The sequence below is a fragment of the Aminobacter sp. BE322 genome, assembly GCF_050433525.1.
Classification (GTDB): domain Bacteria; phylum Pseudomonadota; class Alphaproteobacteria; order Rhizobiales; family Rhizobiaceae; genus Aminobacter.
The window spans coordinates 22670-48625 of record NZ_JBNPXB010000020.1 but is presented as its reverse complement, the minus strand read 5'-3'; the positions used below and the strand labels follow the sequence as shown (position 1 = coordinate 48625).

At 65.9% G+C, this 25956-nt stretch carries 26 protein-coding genes; 20 read left to right on the top strand and 6 right to left on the bottom strand.

Annotated elements, in window-relative coordinates; all coding sequences use genetic code 11:
* The first annotated feature begins 12 nt into the window (after positions 1–12).
* From dxs to gabT, 4 genes are all read left to right on the top strand, one after another.
* Positions 13–1926: a 1-deoxy-D-xylulose-5-phosphate synthase gene (gene dxs, locus J2X50_RS21625; RefSeq protein ID WP_429097966.1), complete on the top strand. Its 1914-nt coding sequence runs from the start codon at positions 13–15 to the stop codon at positions 1924–1926.
* A gap of 41 nt (positions 1927–1967) precedes the next feature.
* Complete coding sequence (locus tag J2X50_RS21620; protein WP_429097965.1) at positions 1968–2732, top strand: TlyA family RNA methyltransferase; 765 nt, start codon at positions 1968–1970, stop codon at positions 2730–2732.
* The gene (locus J2X50_RS21615) at positions 2729–3970 is read left to right on the top strand and encodes a class I SAM-dependent RNA methyltransferase (protein ID WP_429097964.1); all 1242 of its coding nucleotides are present in this window, start codon (positions 2729–2731) and stop codon (positions 3968–3970) included. The genes J2X50_RS21620 and J2X50_RS21615 overlap by 4 nt, the downstream gene beginning before the upstream one ends.
* Positions 3971–4186: 216 nt before the next feature.
* Positions 4187–5464, top strand: a complete 1278-nt coding sequence (gabT, locus tag J2X50_RS21610) for a 4-aminobutyrate--2-oxoglutarate transaminase (protein ID WP_429097963.1) — start codon at positions 4187–4189, stop codon at positions 5462–5464.
* Between the two features lie 103 nt (positions 5465–5567).
* Here the strand turns inward: gabT and J2X50_RS21605 are convergent, their stop codons facing one another.
* Both J2X50_RS21605 and J2X50_RS21600 read right to left on the bottom strand, forming a co-directional pair.
* The gene (locus tag J2X50_RS21605; RefSeq protein WP_429097962.1) at positions 5568–6224 is read right to left on the bottom strand and encodes a flavin reductase family protein; all 657 of its coding nucleotides are present in this window, start codon (positions 6222–6224) and stop codon (positions 5568–5570) included.
* 10 nt (positions 6225–6234) lie between these two features.
* On the bottom strand, positions 6235–7011 hold the full coding sequence (locus tag J2X50_RS21600; RefSeq protein ID WP_429097961.1) for an aspartate/glutamate racemase family protein: 777 nt from the start codon (positions 7009–7011) through the stop codon (positions 6235–6237).
* 393 nt (positions 7012–7404) lie between these two features.
* On the opposite strand from J2X50_RS21600, the gene J2X50_RS21595 reads away from it, so the two are divergent.
* From J2X50_RS21595 to J2X50_RS21575, 5 genes are read left to right on the top strand one after another with little or no spacing between them, the layout of a single operon-like run.
* Complete coding sequence (locus J2X50_RS21595; protein WP_429097960.1) at positions 7405–8982, top strand: nickel ABC transporter substrate-binding protein; 1578 nt, start codon at positions 7405–7407, stop codon at positions 8980–8982.
* Between the two features lie 12 nt (positions 8983–8994).
* On the top strand, positions 8995–9930 hold the full coding sequence (locus J2X50_RS21590) for an ABC transporter permease (RefSeq protein ID WP_429097959.1): 936 nt from the start codon (positions 8995–8997) through the stop codon (positions 9928–9930).
* Complete coding sequence (locus tag J2X50_RS21585; protein WP_429097958.1) at positions 9921–10829, top strand: ABC transporter permease; 909 nt, start codon at positions 9921–9923, stop codon at positions 10827–10829. Before J2X50_RS21590 ends, J2X50_RS21585 begins: the two co-directional genes overlap by 10 nt.
* A complete protein-coding gene (locus J2X50_RS21580) occupies positions 10822–11817 on the top strand; it encodes an ABC transporter ATP-binding protein (RefSeq protein WP_429097957.1) in 996 nt (331 codons plus the stop codon). The genes J2X50_RS21585 and J2X50_RS21580 overlap by 8 nt, the downstream gene beginning before the upstream one ends.
* Positions 11814–12830 (top strand): ABC transporter ATP-binding protein, encoded by a 1017-nt coding sequence (locus J2X50_RS21575; RefSeq protein WP_429097956.1) that lies wholly within the window; start codon positions 11814–11816, stop codon positions 12828–12830. The genes J2X50_RS21580 and J2X50_RS21575 overlap by 4 nt, the downstream gene beginning before the upstream one ends.
* A 141-nt stretch (positions 12831–12971) precedes the next feature.
* Here the strand turns inward: J2X50_RS21575 and tldD are convergent, their stop codons facing one another.
* Entirely contained in the window at positions 12972–14384 is a 1413-nt protein-coding gene (gene tldD / locus J2X50_RS21570; RefSeq protein ID WP_429097955.1) for a metalloprotease TldD, read from the bottom strand.
* A gap of 84 nt (positions 14385–14468) precedes the next feature.
* Positions 14469–14984, bottom strand: a complete 516-nt coding sequence (locus J2X50_RS21565) for an invasion associated locus B family protein (RefSeq protein WP_429097954.1) — start codon at positions 14982–14984, stop codon at positions 14469–14471.
* Between the two features lie 369 nt (positions 14985–15353).
* On the opposite strand from J2X50_RS21565, the gene coxB reads away from it, so the two are divergent.
* The 11 genes from coxB (at position 15354) to rnhA (ending at position 24320) form a co-directional block, all read left to right on the top strand.
* On the top strand, positions 15354–16220 hold the full coding sequence (gene coxB, locus J2X50_RS21560; RefSeq protein ID WP_429097953.1) for a cytochrome c oxidase subunit II: 867 nt from the start codon (positions 15354–15356) through the stop codon (positions 16218–16220).
* Between the two features lie 37 nt (positions 16221–16257).
* Complete coding sequence (ctaD, locus tag J2X50_RS21555; protein WP_429097952.1) at positions 16258–17907, top strand: cytochrome c oxidase subunit I; 1650 nt, start codon at positions 16258–16260, stop codon at positions 17905–17907.
* 73 nt (positions 17908–17980) lie between these two features.
* Positions 17981–18922: a heme o synthase gene (locus J2X50_RS21550; protein WP_429097951.1), complete on the top strand. Its 942-nt coding sequence runs from the start codon at positions 17981–17983 to the stop codon at positions 18920–18922.
* Between the two features lie 2 nt (positions 18923–18924).
* Positions 18925–19083, top strand: a complete 159-nt coding sequence (locus J2X50_RS21545; RefSeq protein WP_429097950.1) for a hypothetical protein — start codon at positions 18925–18927, stop codon at positions 19081–19083.
* A complete protein-coding gene (locus J2X50_RS21540) occupies positions 19080–19718 on the top strand; it encodes a cytochrome c oxidase assembly protein (RefSeq protein WP_429097949.1) in 639 nt (212 codons plus the stop codon). The genes J2X50_RS21545 and J2X50_RS21540 overlap by 4 nt, the downstream gene beginning before the upstream one ends.
* A gap of 1 nt (position 19719) precedes the next feature.
* Complete coding sequence (locus tag J2X50_RS21535) at positions 19720–20610, top strand: cytochrome c oxidase subunit 3 (protein ID WP_347964708.1); 891 nt, start codon at positions 19720–19722, stop codon at positions 20608–20610.
* An 80-nt stretch (positions 20611–20690) separates the two neighbouring features.
* Entirely contained in the window at positions 20691–21077 is a 387-nt protein-coding gene (locus tag J2X50_RS21530; protein WP_429097948.1) for a DUF983 domain-containing protein, read from the top strand.
* On the top strand, positions 21074–21829 hold the full coding sequence (locus tag J2X50_RS21525; RefSeq protein ID WP_429097947.1) for an SURF1 family protein: 756 nt from the start codon (positions 21074–21076) through the stop codon (positions 21827–21829). The genes J2X50_RS21530 and J2X50_RS21525 overlap by 4 nt, the downstream gene beginning before the upstream one ends.
* A gap of 66 nt (positions 21830–21895) precedes the next feature.
* On the top strand, positions 21896–22906 hold the full coding sequence (ispH, locus tag J2X50_RS21520) for a 4-hydroxy-3-methylbut-2-enyl diphosphate reductase (protein WP_429097946.1): 1011 nt from the start codon (positions 21896–21898) through the stop codon (positions 22904–22906).
* Positions 22906–23868: a homoserine kinase gene (locus J2X50_RS21515; protein WP_429097945.1), complete on the top strand. Its 963-nt coding sequence runs from the start codon at positions 22906–22908 to the stop codon at positions 23866–23868. The genes ispH and J2X50_RS21515 overlap by 1 nt, the downstream gene beginning before the upstream one ends.
* Positions 23865–24320, top strand: a complete 456-nt coding sequence (gene rnhA / locus J2X50_RS21510) for a ribonuclease HI (RefSeq protein ID WP_429097944.1) — start codon at positions 23865–23867, stop codon at positions 24318–24320. The genes J2X50_RS21515 and rnhA overlap by 4 nt, the downstream gene beginning before the upstream one ends.
* Positions 24321–24384: 64 nt before the next feature.
* Here the strand turns inward: rnhA and J2X50_RS21505 are convergent, their stop codons facing one another.
* Both J2X50_RS21505 and J2X50_RS21500 read right to left on the bottom strand, forming a co-directional pair.
* Positions 24385–24870, bottom strand: coding sequence for a peroxiredoxin (locus tag J2X50_RS21505; protein ID WP_340035480.1), 486 nt, complete (start codon positions 24868–24870; stop codon positions 24385–24387).
* 196 nt (positions 24871–25066) lie between these two features.
* The gene (locus J2X50_RS21500; RefSeq protein WP_429097943.1) at positions 25067–25876 is read right to left on the bottom strand and encodes a protein-disulfide reductase DsbD domain-containing protein; all 810 of its coding nucleotides are present in this window, start codon (positions 25874–25876) and stop codon (positions 25067–25069) included.
* Positions 25877–25956: the final 80 nt, after the last annotated feature.

Genomic DNA, 25956 nt, shown 5'->3' with positions numbered 1-25956 from the left:
TGGTGCGGATTGATGAACGCAAAGCCCGAAACGCCACTGCTCGACAAGGTTCGCCTGCCGGCGGACCTTCGCGAGCTGGACGAAGCCCAGCTGCCGCAGCTCGCCAGCGAGCTGCGCGCGGAACTGATCGACGTCGTGTCGCAGACCGGCGGCCATCTCGGCGCGGGCCTCGGCGTGGTCGAGTTGACGGTGGCGCTGCACTACGTGTTCGACACGCCTGACGACCGCATCATCTGGGACGTCGGCCACCAGGCCTATCCGCACAAGATCCTGACCGGCCGGCGCGAGCGCATGCGCACGCTGCGCCAGGAGGGCGGGCTCTCCGGCTTCACCAAGCGAGCCGAGAGCGAGTACGACCCGTTCGGCACGGCGCATTCGTCGACCTCGATCTCGGCCGGCCTCGGCATGGCCGTGGCGCGCGATCTCCAGGGCGGCAGGAACAACGTGATCGCCGTGATCGGCGATGGCGCGATGTCGGCCGGCATGGCCTATGAGGCGATGAACAATGCCGGCGCGCTCGACGCCCGGCTGATCGTCATCCTCAACGACAACGACATGTCGATCGCCCCGCCCGCCGGCGCGATGAGCGCCTACCTGGCGCGTCTCGCCTCGGGCCGCACCTATGCGGGCGTGCGCGAACTCGGCAAGAAGCTGACCTCCTATCTCGGCCGCCGCGTCGACCGCGCCATCACCCGCGCCGTCGAGCATGCGCGCGGCTTCGTCACCGGCGGCACGCTGTTCGAGGAGATGGGCTTCTTCCACATCGGCCCGATCGACGGCCACAATCTCGAGCATCTCGTGCCGGTGCTGAAGAACGTGCGCGACAACGGCACGGGCCCGGTGCTGATCCACGTCGTTACCCAGAAGGGCAAGGGCTATGCGCCCGCCGAAGCGGCCGCCGACAAGTATCACGGCGTCAACAAGTTCGACGTCATCACCGGCGCCCAGGCCAAGGCGCCGGCGAACGCCCCGAGCTATACCAAGGTGTTCGCCGAGAGCCTGATCCAGGAAGCGCGCGAGGACGACAAGATCGTCGCCGTCACCGCAGCGATGCCCTCGGGCACCGGCCTCGACCTGTTCGGCCAGGCGTTTCCGTCGCGCACCTTCGACGTGGCGATCGCCGAGCAGCACGCGGTGACGTTTGCGGCAGGCATCGCGACCGAGGGCTACAAGCCGTTCGTGGCGATCTACTCGACCTTCCTGCAGCGTGCCTACGACCAGGTGGTGCATGACGTGGCGATCCAGAAGCTGCCGGTGCGCTTCCCCATCGACCGCGCCGGCTTCGTCGGGGCCGACGGCCCGACCCATTGCGGCGCTTTCGACACCGCCTATCTCGCGGCGCTGCCCGATTTCGTGGTGATGGCAGCAAGCGACGAGGCCGAGTTGCGCCACATGGTGCGCACGGCGGCCGAGTATGACGAAGGCCCGATCTCGTTCCGCTATCCGCGCGGCAACGGCGTCGGCGTCGACATGCCCGAGCGCGGCCAGGTGCTGGAGATCGGCAAGGGCCGCATCGTCAAGGAAGGCACCAAGGTGGCGCTGCTGTCCTTCGGCACGCGCCTCAAGGACTGCCTGCTCGCCGCCGAGGAGCTGGGCGCGGCCGGTCTCTCGACCACGGTTGCCGACGCGCGCTTCGCCAAGCCGCTGGACGAGGACCTGATCCGCCGCCTGGCGCGCTCGCACGAGGTGCTGGTGCTGGTCGAGGAGGGCTCGGTCGGCGGCTTCACCAGCCAGGTGCTGGATTTCCTCGCCCGCAACGGCCTGCTCGACAGCGGCCTCAAGGTCAGGCCGATGACACTGCCCGACCGCTTCGTCGACCACGCCAACCCCGACAAGATGTATGCCGACGCCGGGCTGGATGCCGCCGGCATCGTGCGGGCGGCATTCGCGGCGCTGGGCAAGTCGGTGCGGGCGGCGCGCGCCTGACCGGCGCTTGCGTTGCGGCTGCGCATTCGCCATTGAAGGCCATGGAAACATCTAGGCAAGCAAGCGCCGGCCTTAGGCTCGACGAGCTGTTGGTCAGCCGTGGGCTGTTCGCCAGCCGCTCGCGCGCCCGCGACGCGGTGGCGCGCGGTGCCGTGACGGTCGACGGCCAGCCGGCCAGGAAGCCCGGCCAGACGGTGTCGGCAAGTGTCGAGATTGCCGTCGACGATCCGGCGCAGGCCTATGTGTCGCGCGCGGCCCTCAAGCTGATCGCCGGCCTCGACCATTTCGGCTTCGATCCGGCGGGCACCCAGGCGCTGGACATCGGCGCCTCCACCGGCGGCTTCACCCAGGTGCTGCTGGAACGAGGTGCCGCGCATGTCGTCGCCATCGATGTCGGCCACGGCCAGATGGACGTGGAGCTGAAGGCCGATCCACGCGTCACCTGCCGGGAAGGGCTGAATGCGCGCAATCTCGTGCTCGACGATCTCGACGGCCGCCGGCCCGACCTGCTCGTCTCGGACGTGAGTTTCATTTCGCTCAAGCTGGCCTTGCCCAACGCGCTCGACCTGGCCGCAGCGGGCGCCAGCGGCGTGTTTCTGGTCAAGCCGCAATTCGAGGCGGGGCGCGAGGCGGTCGGCAAAGGCGGTCTGCTCAAGAACCCGGCCGACGGGCCGCGTGTGGCCGAGGAACTGCGGGCCTGGCTCGACGCCGTGCCCGGCTGGCGGGCGCTCGGCGTCTGCGCTTCGCCGGTCGAAGGCGGCGACGGCAACCATGAATTTCTGCTCGGCGGAGTGAAGGATCGATGACGGTGCGTTTCGAGATCGCGCGGCTGGGCGGGCACGGCGACGGCATCGCCGACGTCGATGGCGGCCATGTCTTCATTCCCTTCGCGCTGCCCGGCGAGACGGTAACGGCGGCGCGCGACAAGGACCGGGCGCAGTTGCTTGCCGTGCTCGAGGCCGCGCCCGAACGCATCGAACCCGCCTGCCGGCATTTCACCGAATGCGGCGGCTGCTCGATCCAGCATCTCGAAGACGGTGCCTACCGCGAATGGAAGCGCGGGCTGGTCGTCCATGTGCTGAAGGCGAGGGGCATCGAGGTGCCGGTCGGCGAACTCGTGCCGTGCGAGCCGCACAGCCGTCGGCGCGCCGCCTTCACCGCACGCAACACCGAGACAGGGCTCCACCTCGGCTACAACAAGGCGTTCTCCCACACCCTCGTCGACATCGAGGAGTGCCCGGTCTTGCTGCCGTCCATCGTCGAGGCGGCCGGCACCCTGCGGCATCTTGCCGGGATCATCGCCAACACATCCAAGCCTTTCAAGTTCCTGGTCACCGCCACCGCCACCGGTTTCGACGTGGCGGCCGCCGACTGCGGCAAGCCGACCGAAGCCATCCGCCGCGCCGCGACCGATTTCGTCATCAAGTCCAGGATCGCCAGGCTTTCCATCGACGGCGAGATCATCGTCGAGCCGGTGAAGTCGACGCTGTCCTTCGGTTCCGCCACCGTGACCCCGCCGCCCGGCGGCTTCGTCCAGGCGGTCGCGGCGGCTGAGGAGGCCATGGCCGGGCTCGTCGTGGAGCACCTGCGCAAGGCCAAGAAGGTCGCCGACCTCTATTCCGGTTGCGGGACATTCTCGCTGCGCCTCGCGGCGAAATCCGAGGTCCATGCGGTGGAAGGCGATGCCGCGTCACTCGCAGCCCTGGACCGCGGTTTCCGCTTCGCCAGCGGGTTGAAGCGCGTGACCGTCGAGCGCCGCGACCTCGACCGCCGGCCGCTGACCTTCAAGGAGCTCAACGCCTTCGACGGCATCGTCTTCGATCCGCCGCGGGCAGGTGCGGAGGACCAGTGCAAGCAGATCGCCCGCTCCGACGTGCCTTATGTGGCCGCCGTGTCGTGCAATCCGGCGACGCTCGCGCGGGATCTCAGGATCCTGATCGACGGCGGCTACACGCTGAAGAGCGTCACCCCCATCGACCAGTTCCTCTGGTCGCATCACGTCGAGGCCGTGGCCCTGCTGGAGAAGCCGAAGAAACGGCGGTAGAGGGCCGGGCAGGCCAGCGGCCCGGACCACGAGGCCTGCGGCGCGGGCAGGGCTCGGCAGGCATCTTGCTCGCCCCGGCGCGCCGGTCGGACGGCGGCGCCCGGCCGTTTGCCTCGTCGGCGACGGCGGCATAGAGTTCACGCCGCCCGTATGGGCTCGGCCCCAGTCGCCGCCGATCGCAAACGCCTCGCATTCCCCTGTTCAGGAGAAGTTGCCGTGAGCACCAACGCTGAAATCTACGCCCGCCGCCAGAACGCCGTGCCGCGCGGCATCGGCCACGCCACCCCGATATCGGCGGCGCGCGCGCTGAACGCCGAGGTCTGGGACGTCGAGGGCAAGCGCTATGTCGACTTCGCCGGCGGCATCGCCGTGCTGAACACCGGCCATTGCCATCCCAAGGTCATGGCCGCCGTGCGCGAGCAGATGGAGCGCTTCACCCACACCTGCTTCCAGGTGCTGCTCTACGAGCCCTATGTCGAGCTGGCCGAGCGCATCAACGCGCTGGCGCCGATCAAGGGGCCGGCCAAGACCGGTTTCTTCACCACCGGCGCCGAGGCGACCGAGAACGCCATCAAAATCGCCCGCGCCGCGACCGGCCGCTCGGGCGTCATCGCCTTTACCGGCGGCTTCCACGGCCGCACCATCATGGCCATGTCGATGACCGGCAAGGTGGTGCCCTACAAGAAGGGGCTCGGGCCGGCGCAGCCGGAGACCTGGCACGTGCCGTTCCCGAGCCCGCAGAACGACGTCTCGGTCGAGGAGGCGCTGAAATACCTGCAGTTCCTGTTCAAGGCCGACATCGACCCGGCCCGCGTCGCGGCCATCGTCATCGAGCCGGTGCAGGGCGAAGGCGGTTTCCACCAGGCGCCGGCCGACTTGATGCGGGGGCTGCGCAAGGTCTGCGACGACCACGGCATCATGCTCGTCGCCGACGAGGTGCAGACCGGCTACGGCCGCACCGGCAAGATGTTCGCCATGGAGCACTACGACGTCCATGCCGACCTGATCTGCGTGGCCAAGAGTCTGGCCGGCGGCCTGCCGCTGTCGGGCGTCATCGGCCGCGCCGAGATCATGGACGCGGCAGAGGCGGGCGGCCTGGGCGGCACCTATGCCGGCAACCCGCTCGCCTGCGCGGCGGCGCTGGCCGTGCTCGACGTGTTCGAGGAGGAGAAGCTTTTGGAGCGCGCCAATGCCATCGGCGCGCGCCTCAGGGCCCGCCTCGAAAGCTTCAGGACCCGCAACGACCTGCTGCCGACAGCGGCGGTGCGGGGCCCCGGCGCGATGGTCGCCTTCGACATCGTCCAGGACCGCGCCGGCGAGGTGCCGGACGCGGAGGCCACCAGGCGCGTCACCAGGGCCGCCTACGAGAACGGCCTGGTGCTGCTTTCCTGCGGCGTCAACGCCAACACCATCCGCATCCTGGTGCCGCTGACGGCGTCGGACGCGATCGTCGACGAGGGCCTCGACCTGCTCGAAAGGGCGCTCGCCGTCTGACCGATCCGAGGGGCGGCCAAACCGGAAGCGGGCTACGCTGCCGCCGGCGGTCGGCTACCTGTCATCGGGACGGATCGGCGACGTTGGGAGATAGCCTCGCAGGCTATTTCTCGTCCTTCGGGGGGGCTTCGCCGCTTGTCCAAAATTCGTGATGGAGCAGGTCTTCCGGCTTCTTCAGCACGAACTGGTTGTCGGCGACGATGTAGTTGTCGGCATGCAGCCGCGCGATCGGCTGGTAGACCTCGGGGCGGACATAGCGGCCGCGCTCGTCGAGGCACTCGTCGCGGACATACATCTGCACGACCTCGCCGACGACGATGGTGCGGCGGCCGTAGTCGAGGATTTGCGACACCCGGCATTCCATGGCGCAGGGCGATTCCTCGATGCGCGGCGCGGCCACCTTGACCGAAGGCGTGCTGGTCAGCCCGGCGAACTCGATCTCGTCGACATCGGCGGGGAAGTTGATGCCGGTGACGATCATTTCCCTGGCGATCGCCATGTCGACCATGTGGACGACGAACTCGCCGGAGCGGCGGATGTTGGCGACGGTGTCCTTGGCGGTGCCGTCTGGCCTGGTCTGCATGCCGAGGATCAAGAGCGGCGGCTCGTGCGAGAACACGTTGAAGAAGCTCATCGGCGCGGCGTTGTTGCAGCCGTGCTCGTCGATGGTGGTGACGAGCGCGATCGGCCGCGGCCCGACGAAGTTGCTGAGCAGCCGGTAGCGGTCCTTCTCGGGCAGTTCGGCGAAATCGAAATCCATGGTCTTTTCCTCAAATCGCCGTGTGGGCGACGCGCCGGCGCTCGTTGGCTGGAAACAGCCGGGCCGGAGCATAGCCGGACAGCTTCCCGACATAGGGCTTGGGCAGCGGATAGGCGAGATCGCCGACCTTCGAGGTGCGAAGGCCCATTCCGACGATCGCCTCGGCGAATTTCACGGCCGCGGCGACGCCGTCGATCACAGGCACGCTGAGCTCTCTTTCGAGAAATTGCGCCAGATCCGCCATGCCGGCGCAGCCGAGCACGATCGCCTCGGAGCGATCTTCGCGCAGCGCCTTCTCGCACTCGGCCAGGATGACGGCGCGGGCATTCGATTCCGGCCTGTCGAGATCGAGGACCGGCACGTCGGTGGCGCGCACCCGCCGGCAGTGATCCTGCATGCCGTAGTTGCGCACGAGATGCTCGGCAATCACGCGGGTGCGCTCGAGCGTGGTGACGACCGAGAAACCCGTGGCCACGAATGTCGCGGCGTGCATGGCGGCTTCGGCGATGCCTAAGACGGGAGATGCGGTTGCTTCGCGTGCGGCGAGCAAGCCCGGGTCTCCGAAGCATCCGATCACATAGGCGTCGGCCGGATCGCCCTCCAGGATCTGATCCAGGATGCCGAGAACGCTGAGGGCCTCGTCATAGTGTCCTTCGATCGACGCCGCACCCGAGCGCGACGTCGCGAGAAGAATTTCGCTGCCGGGTGCGGCCACCGCGCGAGCAGCTTCGCCCATGAGTTCGGTCATGGAGGCGGTCGTATTTGGATTTATTAGCTTGATCTGCATTTCCTACCCCTCGCGGTTATTGAAGTATACGATATTGCTTCTTGTTGTATGCAGTATCGTGGTCAGCAATAGACCTTCCACCTGCATTTTGACGCGATCGAAAACGGTGCCGATTTATGTCGGATGCCGCAAAAATCCTTGCAACGTGGGCTTCTGATGCTGCGCAATGGGCCTTTTGACAGGTATTTCACACGGTTGTGCCTAGGGAGCAGGCCCCGCGTTTCGCGGCGCGGTGATACATTCAGTGATCACAATCGCATTCCTATTAAAATACGATATTGACGAAAGATCGTATACATGACAGACATAATATGTCTATACAAAAAGAGCGCTTCTGACGTAACGGCAGATGAAAGGCGCCACGGGATCCACAAACTTAGAGAGGAGATACCTATGTCATTGAATAGGCGTACATTCTTGCAGGGCACATCTGGCGCCCTGGGGCTGGTCATGGCCGAGGCCGCCTTTACCAAGCTTGCCTATGCGCAAGGGGCGACCGGCACGCTGCGCGTGGCGATCGCCAAGCCGGCGGGCAATCTCGATCCGCAAAGCCACTTTGCGATCTGGGCCATCCAGGACCTGATGTTCGAGCCGCTGGTGAAATACGGCAAGGGTGGCAAGATCGAACCGTGCCTTGCCACCGAGTGGAAGCAAGAGGACGGCGGCAAGACGCTCCAGCTGACGTTGCGCCAGGGCGTCACCTTCCAGGACGGCACCGTCTTCGACGCGACTGCGTGCAAGTGGAACCTCGATCGCTGGATGGGGAAGGATCAGTTCAGCTGGATGAACTGCTCCAAGTACTTCCAGTCGGTCGAGGTGGTCGACGACTATCACATCACCCTGCGCTTCAAGGAAGCTCCGCTCGCGCTGATGCAGGAACTCTCCTACACCCGGCCGCCGCGCTTCCTGAGCCCCAAGTCCGTCGGGGCCGATGGCAAGTTCGGCGAACCCGTAGGTACGGGACCGTGGCGCCAGATCAGCGCCGACGACACCCAGAGCGTATTCGAACGCTACGACGGCTACTGGGGCGACAAGCCGTCCTATGACCGTCTCGAAGCCAAGGTCGTCCCCGATCCGCGCTCACGCGTCGCCGCACTGCGGGCCGGCGAACTCGATTTGATCGGCGGCTTCTGGGTGGCCGGACTGACCCCGGTCGAAGCCAAGCAGCTCGACGCGGCCGGAGTTCCCGTCGTCATCGATCCCGGCAACGTCACCCTGGTGATGGCCTTCAACCCCGATCGAGCCGAGGTCCTCAAGGATCCTCTGGTGCGCAAGGCCATCAGCACCGGCATCGACCGTGCCGCGATCGCGCAGGCGCTCTATCTCGGCTATGCCAGGCCGGCCGGCAACCTGTTTTCCGATGCACTGCCGTTGGCCGGCAAGCAATATGACGCTCCGGTCCGCGACGTGGCGGCGGCGTCTGCGCTGCTCGAGAAGGCCGGCTGGACCGGCGGTCCGGTGCGCTCCAAGGACGGCAAGCCGCTGACGCTCGAGATGGTCGTCAGCCCGGAGGCCATACCTGGCGCGCGCGTGGTGGCCGAGGTCATCCAGTCCGAGCTCAAGGAGATCGGCATCGACCTGGCCGTCCGTTCGGTCGACCATGCCTCGAAGCACACCGACATGCTGGAGAAGAAGTACGATCTCGGCTTCTTCCTGACCTATGGCGCGCCCTTCGAGCCGTTCGGAACCATCGTCGGTCTCTTCCTCTCCACGTTCAAGAATGACGTCGAGGGCAAGCTGGTCACCGATCCGGTCAACCTCGATCCGCTGATCAACGCCGCCGCGTCGGCTTCGGAAGAAGAGGTGCAGCCCGCCCTGCAGAAGTTCTACGACTGGCTGCGGGACAACGACGCGATCGCGCCGCTGATCTATGTCCCCACCATTTGGGCGCATTCCAAGCGGGTCCAGGGCTTCAGCGTTGCGGCCACGGAATACGACATGCCGTACGAAAACATCGTGCTGGCCGACTAACGGGAGGTTGAGTTGATCCACTTCATCAGCAAGCGGCTGAAGCACTCCCTGGTCCTGCTCTTCCTCGCGTCCGTGGTCTGCTTCACGCTCGTGGTTTCCGCCCCGGGCAATGTCGCGGTCCTGATTGCCGAACTGCGTGGTGCGGTCTCGGTTCCGGGATATGTCGATCAGATTGCCGAAGAGATAGGACTGAACAAGCCACTGCTGGTGCGGTACGTGGATTGGCTCGGCGATGCCGTTCGCGGAGACTTCGGCATCTCCTACCGGACCGGCCAGGAGGTCAGCGCGGACCTGCCAAAGCGCATGCTCGTCACGGGAACGCTCGTCGCCGGTGGCGGTGCGATCGCCACCCTGATCAGCCTGGCGCTTGGCTTCCTTGGGGCCCTCTGGCCATACAAACTGCCGGACCGCGTATCGCGCGGTCTGGCGCTCATCGGCGCCTCGACACCGACATTCTTCGTCGGGGCGCTGATGATCTACGGCTTTTCCGTCACCTTTCAGCTCTTCCCGTCCTTCGGCTTCGATGGTCCGGAAAGCTGGATCCTGCCCTGGCTCACCGTCGCCGTCCTGCCAGCCGCCGTGCTGAGCCGCGTCGTGCGCGTCGGGCTGGAAGAGGCGATGACCAGTCCGTTCGTGCTCACAGCCAAGAGCAAGGGTTTGGGCCGTACCGCGATCCTGTTCCGCGATGCGCTGCCAAACATCACGCCGGTGTTCATCAATGCGCTCGGCACCCAGGTCGGCCTGATGACGGCGACAGCCATCATCGTCGAACCGCTCTTCGCCTGGCAGGGACTAGGGGACTACTTCCTCAACGGCGTGCGCTTCCGCGACTTCATGGTGGTGCAGGCGTGCCTGCTCATCTTCCTCACCTTCTTCATCATCGTGAACCTGATCGTAGATCTCGCGGTTCTGCTGACCGATCCCCGCATTCGGCGGCAATGGAGCTGATCATGGAAAAACTCAATCCTATCCTGGCCCGGTTGAAGAAGATGCCGCGCGCGGCACTGATCACCATCGGCCTGTTCGTTGCCCTGGGCACCTTCGCGTCCTGGTTGGCTCCCCAGGATCCCAGCGCCCAGAACCTTTTGGACGCGAGCCTCGGGCCGAGCGCCGCACACTGGCTCGGAACCGACCATCTCGGGCGTGACACGCTGAGCCGGCTGATCATCGCCGCCAATACCTCGCTCGTCAGCGTGGGCTCGGTGCTCGGCATCGCCATGACGATCGGCATCCTGATGGGGACGATCGCCGGCTACCACCGCGGCTGGGTCGACGACCTTCTGATGCGCGTCGTCGACGTCGGCCTTTCCATCCCCAGCCTGATCATCGCGCTCGCCGTGATCGGCATCGCCGGCCCGGGCTACTGGACCATGGTGATGGCGCTGGCGCTCGCCTGGTGGCCGATGAGCGGCCGCATCAGCCGTGCGGTGGCCGTGAGCATCATGAGTAAGCCGCATATCGAGGCGCTGCGGGTGCTGGGCGCCAGCCCCTGGCGCATCTATTTCGGCCACCTGCTGCCCGGCACCATCGGCGCGGTGATGGTGTATGCGACGGCCGACGCCGGCACCGCCGCCCTTGCGGTCGCGACGCTGAGCTTCCTCGGCCTCGGCATCCAGCCGCCGACGCCCGAATGGGGCCAGATGCTCGTCGATGCGCTGCCTTACCTCGAATCCGACCCGCGCCAGGTGCTCCTGCCCGGTCTCGCGCTGACCGCAGCCGTCATCGGCTTCAACACGCTGGGCGAATCCATCGCGCTCAACCGCATTCCGAAGCCGCTCACCAGGCGCACGCTTGCGGCTCGCCGGCTCGAGGCCGCGGGCTGGGCCAAGGAGAATTCCGATGCATAACGAACCCCTCCTGACCGTCAGCAACCTGACGGTCGACCTCCTGACCGCAAAATCCGCGGTGCGCCCGGTCGACGGCGTGAGCTATTCGGTCCGCCAGGGCGAATGCCTCGCCATCGTCGGCGAGAGCGGCAGCGGCAAGACCGTGATGAACTTCGCCCCGCTCGGGCTGATGCCGACGGGCGTGACCACGGTGTTGTCGGGCTCGGTCAAGTTCGACGGGCACGAACTCATCGGCCGGCCGGAGTCGGAAATCCGCAAGTTCCGCGGCAGGTCCATCGGCTTCATCTTCCAGGACCCGATGAGCGCGCTCAACCCGGTGCGCCGCATCGGGCGGCAGATCGCTGAAATGGCGGAGCTGCATCTCGGCATGACGGCGAGCGCAGCCGAAGCGCGGGCCCTCGAACTGGTCAAGCTCGTCGGCATCTCGGATCCCGCGGCGCGTCTCCGGCAATATCCGCATGAGCTTTCGGGCGGGTTGCGGCAGCGCATCGTCATCGCCATCGCGCTGGCGGGCGAGCCGAAGCTGCTGATCGCCGACGAGCCGACGACCGCGCTGGACGTGACGGTGCAGGCGCAGATCCTGCGGCTGCTCAAGGACCTGCAGAAGCGTCTCGACATGGCCATGGTGCTGATCACCCACGACATGGGCGTGGTTGCCGGCGCCGCCGACAACATCGTCGTCATGTATGCGGCTCGCGCCGCCGAGCGCGGCCCGGTCGACAAGGTCCTGGTCAGTCCGCGCCACCCCTATACCAGGGGCCTGATCAACGCGATCCCGCGGCGGGAAGACCCGATCGGCTCGGAGTTCCGCGGCCTGCCGGGCGTGCCGCCGACGCTCGGCGCGCCGTTCAAGGGCTGTGCCTTCGCGTCGCGCTGCGAATTCGCCGTGGCGGCGTGTTCAGCCAGCCGTCCCCCTCTGGTGCCAACGCCCGACGGCAGCGTCTTCGTGGCCTGCCCGGTCGTCAATCAAGGAAAGGCAGCCGCATGACACACGCGCCTGTTCTTAAAGTCGAAAACCTGCAGACGCGGTTCAAGAGCGTGCAGCGGGGCAAGTTCGTGCATGCCGTCGACGACGTTTCCATCGAGCTGTACCCGGGCGAGATCGTCGGCCTGGTCGGCGAGTCGGGCTGCGGCAAGTCGACCCTCGGGCGCACGATCGTCGGGCTCGAAAAGGCGAGCTCCGGACGCGTGCTGCTCGACGGCGTGGACCTCAGCACGCTTTCGGGCACGGCGCTGCGGAACAGTCGCAGGGCTCTGCAATACGTGTTCCAGGATCCCTACTCGTCGCTCAACGACCGGCAGACGGTGGGCGAAGCCATCGACGAGGCCCTGCAGATCGACGGGATGAAGTCGAGGACCGATCGCGAGCGCCGCACCAAGGAGCTGCTCGACCAGGTCGGCCTTGCGGATGCGGTGAAGGACCGTCACACGCGGGAACTCTCCGGCGGCCAGCGCCAGCGCGTCGCCATCGCCCGCTCGCTGGCGGTCAATCCCCGCGTGCTGATCTGCGACGAGCCGGTCAGCGCGCTGGACCTGTCCATCCGCGCCCAGGTGATGAACCTGTTCCTGCGGCTGCAGAAGGACCTGGGCGTGGCCTGCCTGTTCATTGCCCACGACCTCGAGCTCGTCAGGCAGGCGGCCTCGCGCGTCTATGTCATGTATCTCGGCAAGATCGTCGAGCATGGACCGTCGCAGGAACTCTACGACCATCCGAGCCATCCATACTCGCAGATGCTGCTGGCTTCGGTTCCCGAGGCCGATCCCATCGCCGAAAGGCAGCGCAAGGCGCCGCTGATGATCGGTGAGGTGCCGAGCCCGACCAATCCGCCGTCGGGCTGCCGGTTCCGGACCCGTTGCCCGCTGGCGGTCGACGAGTGCAAGCAGCAGGTGCCGGCTGCCTACAAGCTGTCGCCCGGCCATAGTGCAGCCTGCACCTTTGCCGTGGATTTGCACCGGGGCAAGCGCACGGCATTGATCCAGCCAGAGGCAGATGCGGCTTGAGCTGAACCCAGGCGGCTCAACGCATCTTGATGCTCCGCGGGTGCATGCACCGTCGTCCAGGCGACGGGGCATGTATCCGCGGAGTTTCTTTGCCGGTCGGCGCGTCCGCGCCGGCAACTGGCAAGGTTGAGCAGCCGGCTGTTACGTGCGGGTGCCGCCGACCGTCATCTGGTTCATGCGCAGGTGCGGCTGGCCGACGCCGACCGGCACACCCTGTCCGGCCTTGCCGCACATGCCGATGCCGGTGTCGAGCTTCATGTCGTTGCCGACCATGGCGACGCGATGCATGGCGTCGGGTCCGTTGCCGATCAGCATGGCGCCCTTGATCGGCTGGGTCACCTTGCCGTCCTCGATCATGTAGGCCTCGGTGCAGCCGAACACGAACTTTCCGCTGGTGATATCGACCTGGCCGCCGCCGAAGGAGACGGCATAGATGCCGGTCTTGACCGAGGCGATGATCTCCTCCGGCGTCATGTCGCCCGAGGTCATGTAGGTGTTGGTCATGCGCGGCATCGGCTGGTGCGCATAGGATTCGCGCCGGCCGTTGCCGGTGGCCTCCATGCCCATCAGCCGCGCGTTCTGCCGGTCCTGCATGTAGCCGACCAGCTTGCCGTCCTCGATGAGCACGTTGCGGGCGCTTGGCGTGCCCTCGTCGTCGACGGTCAGCGAGCCGCGGCGCTCGGCGATGGTGCCGTCGTCGACGACGGTGACGCCCTTGGCAGCGACCTGCTGGCCGAGAAGGCCGGCAAAGGCCGAGGTCTTCTTGCGGTTGAAGTCGCCTTCGAGCCCATGGCCGACGGCTTCGTGCAGCATCACGCCCGGCCAGCCTGACGACAGCACGATGTCGAAGGTGCCGGCCGGGGCGGGGATGGCCTCGAGATTGACGAGCGCCTGGCGCAGTGCCTCGCTTGCCGCGCCCTGCCAGCTTTCCTCGGTCAGGAACTCGTCGAAGCTCTTGCGACCGCCGACGCCGTAGGAGCCGCTCTCCTGGCGGTCGCCATCGCCGACGACCACCGCAACGTTCATGCGCACCAGCGGGCGGATGTCGCGTACCACATGTCCGTCGCCGCGCAGGATCTCGACATGCTGCCACGACGAGGCGAGCGACGCCGTCACCTGGCGCACGCGCGGATCCTTGGCGCGGACCCAGGCGTCGATCTCCTGCAGAAGCTTGGCCTTGGCCTCGAAGGAAGGGGAGGGGATCGGGTTGTCCTCGCCGTAGAGGTGGCGGTTGGTGCGGGCGGGCGCGGCGGCAAGCGTGCCGCTGTAGCCGCCCTTGACGGCCGATACCGCGTCGGAGGCGCGCAGCAGCGCCGCTTCCGATAGCTCGCTCGCATGAGCATAGCCGGTCGCCTCGCCGGCGACGGCGCGCAGCCCAAACCCCTGGTCGGTGTTGAAATTGGCCGTCTTCAGCCGGCCGTTGTCGAACATCAGGGCTTCGCCCTCGCGATATTCGACGTAGAGCTCGCCGTCGTCGGCGCCCGCGATCGTGTCGGCGACGATCCGGCGCACGCGGTCTTCGGAGATGTCGAACTGGCTGAGCAGACTGGTCATGGCACGTCGCCTTTGATCCTTGGGAGGTCGTCTCCCCGATGTAGGCGACGCAGCGACGCCGGACAATGCCTCCAGGTCAATGGCTCACGGCAGCGCCGCGAAGCCCTCGGCGAAACCGTTCAGGTCGACCGGGATGCCGATGCCTTCTTCCGGAGTCTGGAAGACGATGAAGGTGGCGGCCTTGCCGGTCTTCAGCGTGTCGAGCAGCTGCTTCTCCAGGATCACCTCGGCATAGCAGCCGTCCTGGAAGCAGCGCACGAAATAGGCGCGGCCGATATCCTTCTGGTCGACGTTGAGGCCGAGGCCGTTGGGCAGGAGAACGCCGAGAGGTGCCAGCACGCGCAGGATCTCGGCCTTGTTGTCGGCGGTGCGCAGCACGACGACCGAAAGCCCCATTTCCGGGCGGTCCTCGGCGATGACGTTCTGCATCATCACGCATTGCTCGGTGCTGGCGCCTGCCGGCGTATCGCAGATGATGGACCACGCGCCGTGAGTCGACTTCACCTTGCCGCTCTGCTGCTGGGCGCCTGCCGGCAGCGGCGCCACGAAGGCGGCGGCGACCAACACCTTCGCCAAGGTTTTAAACAGCCCAGACTTCATGACGGCTCCATTGCGAATCACGACAATTTAGGTCGCGCGTGCGGCAAGTAAATAACAAGAGGCCCCGCACGCCATCCTGAAATCTGCACTTTTCCCAGACTTCCAGCCCAAATCGGCCCGAATTTGGGCATGCTGCAGGACTATGACCATGCTGTGCGGACGCATCGCCTTCCCGACCCGGCGCCACTAGGCCGGCCGTGCCGGGTTGTCCACCCTGCGCGCAAAAATGCCGCATGAGTTATGCCTCTGCTTCCTTGCGGATGCAAAGAGAGTATGGTTTGAACCTCCGAACGTCTCTGGGATTCCCGTCCCGGAGCGGCGAGATGTCCTTGCGGTCAGCCCGCGCGGAGTTGGGAGATACAGAGGGTAATGAGAAAGATCCTTGCTAGCGCCGTCACGGCGACTGCTTCCCTTGCCAGTGTCGCGGCCCTTGCGGCTCAGCCGACACCTTGGCAGGCCACGTTCCAGCCGGCCGCGACCGGCATCATGGAACAGATCACGTGGTTCGAGCGCTACACCCTGTGGTTCATCGTCCCGATCACGCTCTTCGTGCTGGCGCTTCTGGCCTATTGCATCGTGAAGTTCCGCGCGAGCGTCAATCCGACGCCGTCGCGGACCAGCCACAACACGCTGATCGAGGTCGTCTGGACCGTCGGGCCGGTGGTCGTGCTGCTGTTCCTCGCGGTTCCGTCCTTCCAGCTGCTGACGGCGCAGTACACGCCGCCGGAAGAGGCGAAGCTGACCATCAAGGCTACCGGCAACCAGTGGAACTGGGACTACGAGTACCAGGTCGACGAGCCGCTCTCGTTCAACTCGGCGATGCTCGCCGAGGGCGATCGCGCCGCGGCCGGCAAGGAAGACAAGGGCGCCTATCCGCGTCTCCTGGCCGTCGACAACGAGGTGGTCGTGCCGGTCAACACCACGGTGCGCCTGCTCGTCACCGCGAGCGACGTCATTCATGCCTTCGCCATGCCGGCCTTCGGCCTGAAGACCGACGCCGTGCCCGGCCGCATCAACGAGACCTGGTTCAAGGCGGAGAAGGAAGGCCTGTATTACGGCCAGTGCTCCGAACTTTGCGGCAAGGACCACGCGTTCATGCCGATCGCAATCCGCGTCGTCAACGATGCGCAGTACAACACGTGGCTGGCCGCCGCGAAGACCGATCTGCCGGGTGCCAACAAGGCGCTGATGGCCGAGGTCGACGGCGCTGCCAAGGTCGCGGCCGCCGGCAACTGAGCCGCGGTTGAATAGGGATCAGGGAACGGAGCGGAATATGGCAGGCGCTGCAGCTCACGACCACCACGACCACAAGCCGAAGGGCTGGGTCCGGTGGGTGTACTCGACCAACCACAAGGATATTGGAACGCTCTACCTGATCTTCGCGATCATGGCGGGGTGTGTCGGCGGATTCCTGTCCGTCATGATGCGCTGGGAGCTCGCCGAGCCGGGCATCCAGATCTTCCACGGCCTTGCCTCCATGGTCTACGGCGTCGAGGGCGACGCCGCGATAGACGCGGGCAAGAGCATGTTCAACGCGTTCACCACCGCCCACGGCCTGGTCATGATCTTCTTCATGGTCATGCCGGCGCTGATCGGCGGCTTCGCCAACTGGATGGTGCCGATCATGATCGGCGCGCCGGACATGGCGTTCCCGCGCATGAACAACATCTCCTTCTGGCTGCTCCCGCCGGCCTTCATCCTGCTCATCATCTCGGCCTTCGTGCCGAGCGCCCCGGGTGCCTACGGCGTCGGCGGCGGCTGGACGATCTATCCGCCGCTCTCGACCACCGGCCAGCCCGGACCGGCGATGGATCTCGCGATCCTGTCGCTGCACATCGCCGGCGCGTCGTCGATCCTCGGTGCGATCAACTTCATCACCACGATCTTCAACATGCGCGCCCCGGGCATGACGCTGCACAAGATGCCGCTGTTCGCCTGGGCCGTGCTGATCACCGCCTTCCTGCTGCTCCTGTCGCTGCCGGTCCTGGCTGGCGGCATCACGATGCTGCTCACCGACCGCAACTTCGGCACGACCTTCTTCGCACCCGAAGGCGGCGGCGACCCGATCCTGTTCCAGCACCTCTTCTGGTTCTTCGGTCACCCGGAAGTGTACATCCTGATCCTGCCGGGCTTCGGCATCATCAGCCACATCGTGTCGACCTTCTCGCGCAAGCCGATCTTCGGTTACCTCGGCATGGCCTACGCCATGGTCGCCATCGGCGCCGTCGGCTTCGTCGTGTGGGCTCACCACATGTACACCACCGGCCTGTCGCTCGACACGCAGCGCTACTTCGTCTTCGCCACGATGGTCATCGCGGTGCCGACGGGCGTGAAGATCTTCTCGTGGGTCGCCACCATGTGGGGCGGCTCCATCCAGATGAAGACGCCGATGCTGTGGGCGATCGGCTTCATCTTCCTGTTCACCGTCGGTGGCGTCACCGGCGTGCAGCTGGCCAACGCCGGTCTCGACCGTTCGCTGCACGACACCTACTACGTGGTCGCGCACTTCCATTACGTGTTGTCGCTGGGCGCCGTGTTCGCCATCTTCGCCGCCTGGTACTACTGGTTCCCGAAGATGTCCGGCTACATGTACTCGCCGGTTATCGCCAACACGCACTTCTGGGTGACGTTCGTCGGCGTGAACCTGATCTTCTTCCCGCAGCACTTCCTCGGCCTGGCCGGCATGCCGCGCCGCTACATCGACTACCCGGATGCGTATGCCGGCTGGAACATGGTGTCGTCCTACGGCTCCTACATCTCCGCCGTCGGCGTGCTGATCTTCCTGTTCGGTGTCTTCGAGGCCTTCTCGAAGAAGCGCGCCGCCGGCGCCAATCCGTGGGGCGAGGGTGCGACCACGCTGGAGTGGCAGCTGCCTTCGCCGCCGCCGTTCCACCAGTGGGAACAGCTGCCGCGCATCAAGTAAGGCACTGACTGAAATCGAAGCCGCCGGGCGACCGGCGGCTTCGGACAAACCGAACGACTGGACGCAGGTACGCATGGCCCTTGTCAACAACCGATTTGACGATCAGGCCTTCCGCATGTCGGAGGCGACGGCGGGCGATTTTCTCGCCCTGCTGAAGCCGCGCGTGATGTCGCTGGTTGTGTTCACGGCCTTCGTGGGCATGGTGGCCGCGCCGGTGACCATCAATCCCTTCCTCGCCGTCGTCGCTATCCTGGCGATCGCCGTCGGCGCCGGCGCCTCGGGCGCCCTCAACATGTGGTACGACGCCGACATCGACGCCGTCATGACGCGCACGGCCAAACGGCCGGTGCCGATGGGCAAGGTGAGCCCGCGCGAGGCGCTGACCTTCGGCCTCGTGCTGTCGGTTCTCTCGGTGATGACGCTGGGTGTGCTGGTCAACTGGCTGTCGGCAGCGCTGCTCGCCTTCACCATCTTCTTCTATGCCGTCGTCTACACGATGTGGCTGAAGCGCTGGACGCCGCAGAACATCGTCATCGGCGGAGCCGCCGGCGCGCTGCCGCCGATGATCGGCTGGGCCGCCGTGACCGGCAATGTCAGCTTCGAGAGCTTCGTCCTCTTCCTCATCACCTTCCTGTGGACGCCGCCGCACTTCTGGGCGCTGGCGCTGTTCAAGTCGGAGGACTACGAGCGCGCCGGCATCCCGATGATGCCGAACGTGGCGGGCGCCGCCTCGACCCGCAGGCAGATATTCGCCTATTCGCTGCTGCTTGCGCCGGTCGGCGTGGCGCCTTGGCTGCTTGGCTACACGACCGCCGGCTACGGCGCGGTGTCGGTGGCGCTGGGCGCGGGTTTTGTCTGGTACGCCTGGAAGGTGCTCCGGATGCCCGACACCGACAAGGCGATGAAGCCGGCCAAGGCGTTGTTTGCCTATTCGTTGCTCTATCTTTTCGCGATCTTTGCCGCCTACCTCGCAGACAGCGTCATCGGCCGAGTCGTTGCGCTTGGAGGCGTCTGAACATGACGGACAAGGAAATGGTTACGCTTACCGAAAGCCAGCAGAAAGCGCGGCGCAGCCGCAACATCGCCATCGGAATCGCGCTGGCGGCGCTGGTGATCATCTTCTACCTGGCCACGATCGCCAAGTTCGGTCCGGCCATCCTGGATCGTCCGCTATGAGCGAGGCGACCAAGGAGGCTCAGCCGGCCGCGGTGCGGAAGCCGCGCTCCAACGGGATGATCGCCGGCATGTGCCTGGCCTTCGTCGGCGGCATGGTCGGCATGGCCTATGCGGCGGTGCCGCTCTACGCCATGTTCTGCCAGATCACCGGCTATGGCGGCACCACGCAGCGCGTCGAACAGTATTCAGACCGCGTTCTCGACCGCGAGATCACCGTCCGTTTCGACGCCAATACGGCGGGCGTGCCGTGGGACTTCAAGCCGGTCGCGCGCGAGATCAAGATCAAGATTGGCGAGACGACGCAGGCGCAGTACAAGGCCACGAGCCTGTTCGACCAGCCGACGGCGGGCCGCGCCACCTTCAACGTCACGCCCGAACTGGCCGGAGCCTATTTCAACAAGGTCGAGTGCTTCTGCTTCACGGATACGACGCTGGAGCCGGGCGCCTCGATCGACATGCCGGTCGTCTTCTATGTCGATCCCGACATCGTGAACGTGCCTGAACTCAAGGACATCAAGACGATCACGCTGTCCTATACCTTCTTCCCGCTCGAGCGGGAGAAGCCAGTAGCTGCCGCGCCCAAGGTCGACGGCGAAACGACAACTGTTAATTCCGACGTAAAAGCCGGGGGATGAGATGGCAGACGCGCACGCAAAACCGCAACACGATTATCACATCATCGATCCCAGCCCGTGGCCCTTCCTCGGGTCGCTGGGCGCGCTCGTCATGGCTTTTGGCGGCGTCGCATGGATGTCGTACCTGAAGGGCGGCAACCTGCCGATCTTCGGCTACGACATGGCCAACGCCAAGTACTGGATCTTCGCCATCGGCCTGGCGATCGTGCTCTACACCATGTTCGGCTGGTGGTCGGACACGGTGAAGGAAGCCAACGAGGGTCATCACACCCGCGTCGTCTCCCTGCACCTGCGCTACGGCATGATCATGTTCATCGCCTCCGAGGTGATGTTCTTCGTCGCCTGGTTCTGGGCCTTCTTCGATGCAAGCCTCTTCCCGGGCGAGGCAGCCCAGGTCGCCCGTACCGCCTACACCGGTGGGGTGTGGCCGCCGAAGGGCATCGAGGTGCTCGATCCCTTCCACCTGCCGCTCTACAACACCATCATCCTGCTGCTGTCGGGCACTGCCGTGACCTGGGCGCACCATGCGCTGCTGCACAACGACCGCAAGGGCCTGGTCAACGGCCTCGCGATAACGGTCGCGCTCGGCTTGCTGTTCTCGTTCGTGCAGGCCTACGAGTACATGAACGCCCCGTTCGGCTTCCGTGACTCGATCTACGGCGCGACCTTCTTCATGGCGACCGGCTTCCACGGCTTCCACGTCATCGTCGGCACCATCTTCCTGCTGGTCTGCCTGCTCCGCGCGATGGCCGGCGGCTTCACGCCGAAGCAGCATTTCGGCTTCGAGGCGGCCGCATGGTACTGGCACTTCGTCGACGTGGTGTGGCTGTTCCTGTTCACCGCGATCTATGTCTGGGCTTCGTCCGGCGCGCCCATCGCGCACGGCGGCTGAGCGGGACCGCGAGGCATTGGAAGGCGGCTGCGGCAACGCAGCCGCCTTCGTCTTTTGGGGCAGGCGAGGAGAGTTGAATCATGGTTGAGGACAAGGCGATCTGGCCGCCGGTCGATCCCGTTTCCGCCGGGCTCAAGGGCAGGTGCCCGCGCTGCGGCGAGGGGAAGTTGTTTTCCAGCTTCCTCGAGGTAGGCAAGCAGTGCGGCGTGTGCCGGCTCGACTATTCCTTCGCCGACGCGGGGGACGGCCCCGCGGTCTTCGTCATCCTCATCATCGGCTTCGTGGTCGTCGGCCTCGCCTTGTGGACGGAGGTGTCGCTGGCGCCGCCGCTGTGGCTGCATTTCCTGCTGTGGATACCCCTGGCGGTCATCCTCAGCCTCACTGCGCTGCGCCTGCTGAAAGGCGTGCTGATCACCCTTCAATATCGCAACAAGGCAGCCGAAGGACGGCTGGATACCCGCGAATGAGCGTTCCCGTGACAGGTTCCGTTTCCGCCAAGCGTCCCCGGCGTGTGCTGGCCCTCGTGCTCGGCCTGATCGTCTTCGCCGTGCTGGTCGCGCTCGGCAGCTGGCAGGTCCAGCGCATGTACTGGAAGGATGCGCTGATCGCTCAGATTGACGGACGCATCCAGTCCGAACCGCTGCCGTTCGCCGAGATGGAGGTCAAGTACCGGGCCACCGGCGACGTCGACTACTGGCCGGTGACCGTGTCCGGCACGTTCCAGCACGGGGGCGAACGCCACTTCCTCGCCACCTGGCAGGGCCAGTCGGGCTTCTACGTCTACACGCCGCTGAGGCTGGACGACGGGCGCTACGTGCTGGTGAACCGCGGCTTCGTGCCTTATGACCGCAAGGACGCGGCAAAGCGCCAGGACGGCCAGGTCGCCGGCCCGGTGACGATCACCGGCCTTGCCCGCAATCCGCTCGACGGCAAGCCGGGCTCGCTGGTGCCGGACAACGACCTCAAGAAGAACGTGTTCTACTGGAAGGACCGCGACGCCATGGCCGCGACAGCGGGCCTGCCCGCCGGCGCCGTCGTCGTGCCGTTCTTCGTCGACGCCGACAAGGCGCCCAATCCCGGCGGCTGGCCCGCCGGCGGCGTCACTCTGGTCGACATGCCCAATAATCACCTGCAATACGTCATCACCTGGTACGGGCTGGCGGCGGCGCTGCTCGGGGTCATGGCCGTCTGGCTGCTGCGCAAGCCGGAACGCCAATGACGCCTGCCTGCCCTTGACAGCAGGGCGGCGCCCCATCATCTCGGCTCTGAACGGAACCAGATTCACATGCTCGACACCGCGACGAAACCGCCACTGACGATCAGGCTCTGCCAGCCGCGCGGCTTCTGTGCCGGTGTCGACCGCGCCATCCAGATCGTCGTCCTGGCGCTCAAGAAATACGGTGCGCCGGTCTATGTGCGCCACGAGATCGTGCACAACCGCTATGTGGTCGAAGGCCTGCAGAACCTGGGCGCGGTGTTCATCGAGGAGCTCAACGAGATCCCCGACGAGCATCACGACGCTCCGGTGGTGTTTTCCGCCCACGGCGTGCCCAAGTCGGTTCCGGCCGACGCCCAGGCGCGCAACCTGTTCTATCTCGATGCGACCTGCCCGCTGGTCTCCAAGGTGCACAAGCAGGCGATGCGCCATCGCCGCCATGGCCGCCACGTGCTGCTGATCGGCCATGCCGGCCACCCAGAGGTCATCGGCACGATGGGGCAGTTGGACGAAGGCGGCGTGACGCTGATCGAGACCGAGGCCGACGTCCAGAATTTCCAGCCGGCCGATCCCGAGGCGCTCGGTTTCGTGACGCAGACGACGCTCTCGGTCGAGGACACCGCCGGCATATTGCGGGCGCTGCAGGAGCGTTTTCCCGCTCTGCAGGCACCGGCCGCCGAATCCATCTGCTACGCCACGACCAACCGCCAGGAGGCGGTCAAGGAAACGGCCCCCGGCGCCGATCTCTATCTGGTCGTGGGTGCGCCCAATTCGTCGAATTCCCGACGCCTGGTCGAAGTGGCCGAGCGGGCCGGAGCGAAGATGTCGCTGCTGGTCCAGCGCGCGTCGGAGATCCCGTGGAGCGGGGTCGGCGACATCGCTACGCTTGGCCTGTCGGCGGGTGCCTCGGCGCCCGAGATCATAGTCGACGAGATCATCAACGCCTTCCGCGAACGCTTCGACGTGACCGTGGAACTCGCCGTGACGGCAACCGAGACGGAGGATTTCCCGGTGATGCGGGCTCTGCGCGACGTGGAACTGACCCCGGCCGACATGGCCTTCGTCAACGGTACCCGCTGATGGCCGTCTACACGGACGTGACGGAGGGGGAACTCGAGGCGTTCCTCCGCAACTATCCGGTCGGCGAACTGCTGTCCTACAAGGGCATCGCCGAAGGCACCGAGAACTCCAACTTCCTGCTGCACACGACGACGGGGTCGTACATCCTGACCCTCTACGAGAAGCGCGTCGAGAAATCCGACCTGCCGTTCTTCCTCGGCCTGATGCAGCACCTCGCCCACAAGGGCATTTCCTGTCCGCTGCCGGTCGACGGCAAGGACGGCAACGTCATCGGCACGCTGGCGGGGCGTCCCGCCGTGGTGATCACCTTCCTCGAAGGCATGTGGCTGCGCCGGCCCCAGGCAGTGCATTGCCGCGAGGTCGGCAAGGCGCTGGCCGAGTTGCACCTCGCCGGCCAGGATTTTGCGATGACGCGCCCGAACGCGCTTGCCATCGACGGCTGGCGCAAGCTCTGGGATGCGGCGCGGCCGGGCGCCGACGAGGTCGAGCCGGGGCTGGCCAGGGAGGTGGATGCCGATTTCGCCGAGTTCGAGAAGGGCTGGCCGAAAGGCCTGCCGTCGGGCGTCATCCATGCCGACCTGTTCCCCGACAACGTCTTCTTCCTCGGCGACGGGCTGTCGGGCCTGATCGACTTCTACTTCGCCTGCAACGACCTCTACGCCTACGACCTCGCCACCTGCCTCAACGCCTGGTGCTTCGAGAAGGATTTTTCCTTCAACCTCACCAAGGGCACGGCGCTGCTCGACGGTTATCAGAGCGTCAGGCCGCTGACCGAGGACGAGAAGGCGGCGCTGCCGATCCTGGCGCGCGGTTCGGCGCTGCGCTTCATGCTGACGAGGCTCTACGACTGGCTGACCATCCCCGACGGCGGGCTGGTGATGAAGCGCGATCCGATGGAATACATCCGCCGCCTGCGCTTCCACAGGGCGATCCGGTCGCCGCAGGAATACGGACTGAAATGAAGCACATCGAGATTTTCACCGACGGCGCCTGCTCGGGCAACCCGGGCCCCGGGGGCTGGGGCGCGATCCTGCGCTACAACGGCAAGACCAAGGAACTGTCGGGCGGCGAGGCCGAGACCACCAACAATCGCATGGAACTGCTTGCGGCGATCTCGGCGCTGAACGCGCTGAAGGAGCCGTGCGAGATCGACCTGCACACCGACAGCAAATACGTCATGGACGGCATCTCGAAGTGGATCTTCGGCTGGAAGAAGAACGGCTGGAAGACCGCCGATAAGAAGCCGGTGAAGAACGGCGAGCTGTGGCAGGCGCTCGATGAGGCCAACAGGCGCCACAAGGTCAAGTGGCACTGGGTCAAGGGCCATGCCGGCCATGCCGAGAACGAGCGCGCCGACGAGCTGGCGCGCGAGGGCATGGCGCCCTTCAAGGGCGGTCGCAGGGCATCCGCCTAGAGCCTGGCCGCCGTTGCGGCCAAGGCAGGGGCGTGTCGCCTCAAGACGGCGCGCCGGCCGCGTTTCAGAGCTGCTCGAGGATGCGCGCCGCGCCCGAATCGACCGCCTGGCCCGGAGCGCCCTCCAGGTTGAGCTGCGCGACCTTTCCATCTTCGACGATCATCGAATAGCGCTTCGAGCGCAGGCCCATGCCGTTGGCCGACAGGTCGGTGTCGAGGCCGATGGCACGGGCGAAATCGCCGCTGCCGTCGGCGAGGAACTGCACCTTGCCCTCGCCGCCGCTGAAGCGTGCCCAGGCACCCATGACGTGCACGTCGTTGACCGAGACGACCGCGATGGTGTCGACGCCGCGGGAGACGATGGCATCGAAGTTCTCGATGTAGCCGGGCAGGTGGTTGTTGCTGCAGGTCGGGGTGAACGCGCCCGGCACGGCGAACAGGACGACCTTCTTGCCGGCGAAGACGTCGTCGGTGTTGAGGCTCTTGGCGCCGTCGGCCGTCATCGTCTTGAACGTGGCCTGGGGCAGCTTTTCGCCGATGGCAATGGTCATGGTTCCTCGCATGTCGGTTGAAGGTATCGGATCAGACGTCCACCGAGCATTTCCGTTTTTCTTAGAAACGCGAAAGCGCTCCATCTCTCTGTCTGGACGCAATTCCGGACGGAAAACCGCTTCGCACTTTTCCGCGAATTTCTCTAGCGCAGATTGGCGGCCCAGGCCAACACCCGCCCGCCCCCGAACCATTGGCTCAGGGATAGGGCAGGAAGCCTTCGACCGCGGACGTTGCCGTCGTCAGCGTATAGGGGATGCCCTTGCCGGTCGGGGGCACATCCGGGCGGTCGATCACCTTGACCGTGAAGGTCAGCTTGCCCGCCTCCGCGTTCCGCTTCGGCACGCCGAACAGGTAGCCGTCCGTGCCGGCGACGAAGAAATCCACGCCCTCCGGACTTCCCGGCACGTTGGCTACGACCGACAGCATGCCGTCCCCGCCCGGGGCGGGCGTGACGCCGAAGTCGGCCTGCGCCGGAGCCGGCAGCGCCTCAAAGGCCGCCTCCACCAGCGCGACGTCTTCCGGGTTGTCCGGATCGGCCGCGGGGTCGACCTGCAACCGGGCCTGCACGGGCACGCAGATCGTCTCGCAGACCCCGAGGAAGACGTCCGCCTCGATCAGCGAGGGTTCGCCGGGCGAGGGGATGGTGAAGGTAACGGGCAGGCCCACCGGATAGTCGTAGCCGGCCCAGATCGAATAGCCGTCGTCGTGCCGTTGCGGCGCGGGAAACGACATCTCCACCGCCGACACGTTGCGCGAGGCCGTGACTTCGATCTGCGGCGGCACGCCGGAATCGCCGGGGTCGCGCCAGTAGGTCTTCCAGCCTGGCTTCAGTTCGATGAACAGCACGCCCTGGAGCTTGCCCTCCGCGTCGGGCCGGCCTGCGGTAACCAGGCGGAAGCGGCCGCCCTCGGTCGTGCCCCAGTCCGATGCGGAGGAATATGCCGGTGCGGCTGCACCGAACAGGACGAGTCCAAGGCCGGCGGCGAGAGTTTTCTGCGGTATCATGCCCGTGATTTGAACGTGTCGACGTGCAATCGCAATCGGTCACGTTGTCCTTGGGCAATCATATTTCCGTGACGGAATGT

What these genes read in the sequence shown, in the direction of transcription:
- dxs (WP_429097966.1), top strand. Translation starts at nt 13, where the DNA reads ATGAACGCAAAGCCCGAAACGCCACTGCTCGACAAGGTTCGCCTGCCG.
- J2X50_RS21620 (WP_429097965.1), top strand. Translation starts at nt 1,968, where the DNA reads ATGGAAACATCTAGGCAAGCAAGCGCCGGCCTTAGGCTCGACGAGCTG.
- J2X50_RS21615 (WP_429097964.1), top strand. Translation starts at nt 2,729, where the DNA reads ATGACGGTGCGTTTCGAGATCGCGCGGCTGGGCGGGCACGGCGACGGC.
- J2X50_RS21605 (WP_429097962.1), bottom strand. Translation starts at nt 6,224, where the DNA reads ATGGATTTCGATTTCGCCGAACTGCCCGAGAAGGACCGCTACCGGCTG.
- J2X50_RS21600 (WP_429097961.1), bottom strand. Translation starts at nt 7,011, where the DNA reads ATGCAGATCAAGCTAATAAATCCAAATACGACCGCCTCCATGACCGAA.
- J2X50_RS21595 (WP_429097960.1), top strand. Translation starts at nt 7,405, where the DNA reads ATGTCATTGAATAGGCGTACATTCTTGCAGGGCACATCTGGCGCCCTG.
- J2X50_RS21585 (WP_429097958.1), top strand. Translation starts at nt 9,921, where the DNA reads ATGGAGCTGATCATGGAAAAACTCAATCCTATCCTGGCCCGGTTGAAG.
- J2X50_RS21580 (WP_429097957.1), top strand. Translation starts at nt 10,822, where the DNA reads ATGCATAACGAACCCCTCCTGACCGTCAGCAACCTGACGGTCGACCTC.
- J2X50_RS21575 (WP_429097956.1), top strand. Translation starts at nt 11,814, where the DNA reads ATGACACACGCGCCTGTTCTTAAAGTCGAAAACCTGCAGACGCGGTTC.
- tldD (WP_429097955.1), bottom strand. Translation starts at nt 14,384, where the DNA reads ATGACCAGTCTGCTCAGCCAGTTCGACATCTCCGAAGACCGCGTGCGC.
- J2X50_RS21565 (WP_429097954.1), bottom strand. Translation starts at nt 14,984, where the DNA reads ATGAAGTCTGGGCTGTTTAAAACCTTGGCGAAGGTGTTGGTCGCCGCC.
- coxB (WP_429097953.1), top strand. Translation starts at nt 15,354, where the DNA reads ATGAGAAAGATCCTTGCTAGCGCCGTCACGGCGACTGCTTCCCTTGCC.
- ctaD (WP_429097952.1), top strand. Translation starts at nt 16,258, where the DNA reads ATGGCAGGCGCTGCAGCTCACGACCACCACGACCACAAGCCGAAGGGC.
- J2X50_RS21550 (WP_429097951.1), top strand. Translation starts at nt 17,981, where the DNA reads ATGGCCCTTGTCAACAACCGATTTGACGATCAGGCCTTCCGCATGTCG.
- J2X50_RS21545 (WP_429097950.1), top strand. Translation starts at nt 18,925, where the DNA reads ATGACGGACAAGGAAATGGTTACGCTTACCGAAAGCCAGCAGAAAGCG.
- J2X50_RS21540 (WP_429097949.1), top strand. Translation starts at nt 19,080, where the DNA reads ATGAGCGAGGCGACCAAGGAGGCTCAGCCGGCCGCGGTGCGGAAGCCG.
- J2X50_RS21535 (WP_347964708.1), top strand. Translation starts at nt 19,720, where the DNA reads ATGGCAGACGCGCACGCAAAACCGCAACACGATTATCACATCATCGAT.
- J2X50_RS21530 (WP_429097948.1), top strand. Translation starts at nt 20,691, where the DNA reads ATGGTTGAGGACAAGGCGATCTGGCCGCCGGTCGATCCCGTTTCCGCC.
- J2X50_RS21525 (WP_429097947.1), top strand. Translation starts at nt 21,074, where the DNA reads ATGAGCGTTCCCGTGACAGGTTCCGTTTCCGCCAAGCGTCCCCGGCGT.
- ispH (WP_429097946.1), top strand. Translation starts at nt 21,896, where the DNA reads ATGCTCGACACCGCGACGAAACCGCCACTGACGATCAGGCTCTGCCAG.
- J2X50_RS21515 (WP_429097945.1), top strand. Translation starts at nt 22,906, where the DNA reads ATGGCCGTCTACACGGACGTGACGGAGGGGGAACTCGAGGCGTTCCTC.
- rnhA (WP_429097944.1), top strand. Translation starts at nt 23,865, where the DNA reads ATGAAGCACATCGAGATTTTCACCGACGGCGCCTGCTCGGGCAACCCG.
- J2X50_RS21505 (WP_340035480.1), bottom strand. Translation starts at nt 24,870, where the DNA reads ATGACCATTGCCATCGGCGAAAAGCTGCCCCAGGCCACGTTCAAGACG.
- J2X50_RS21500 (WP_429097943.1), bottom strand. Translation starts at nt 25,876, where the DNA reads ATGATACCGCAGAAAACTCTCGCCGCCGGCCTTGGACTCGTCCTGTTC.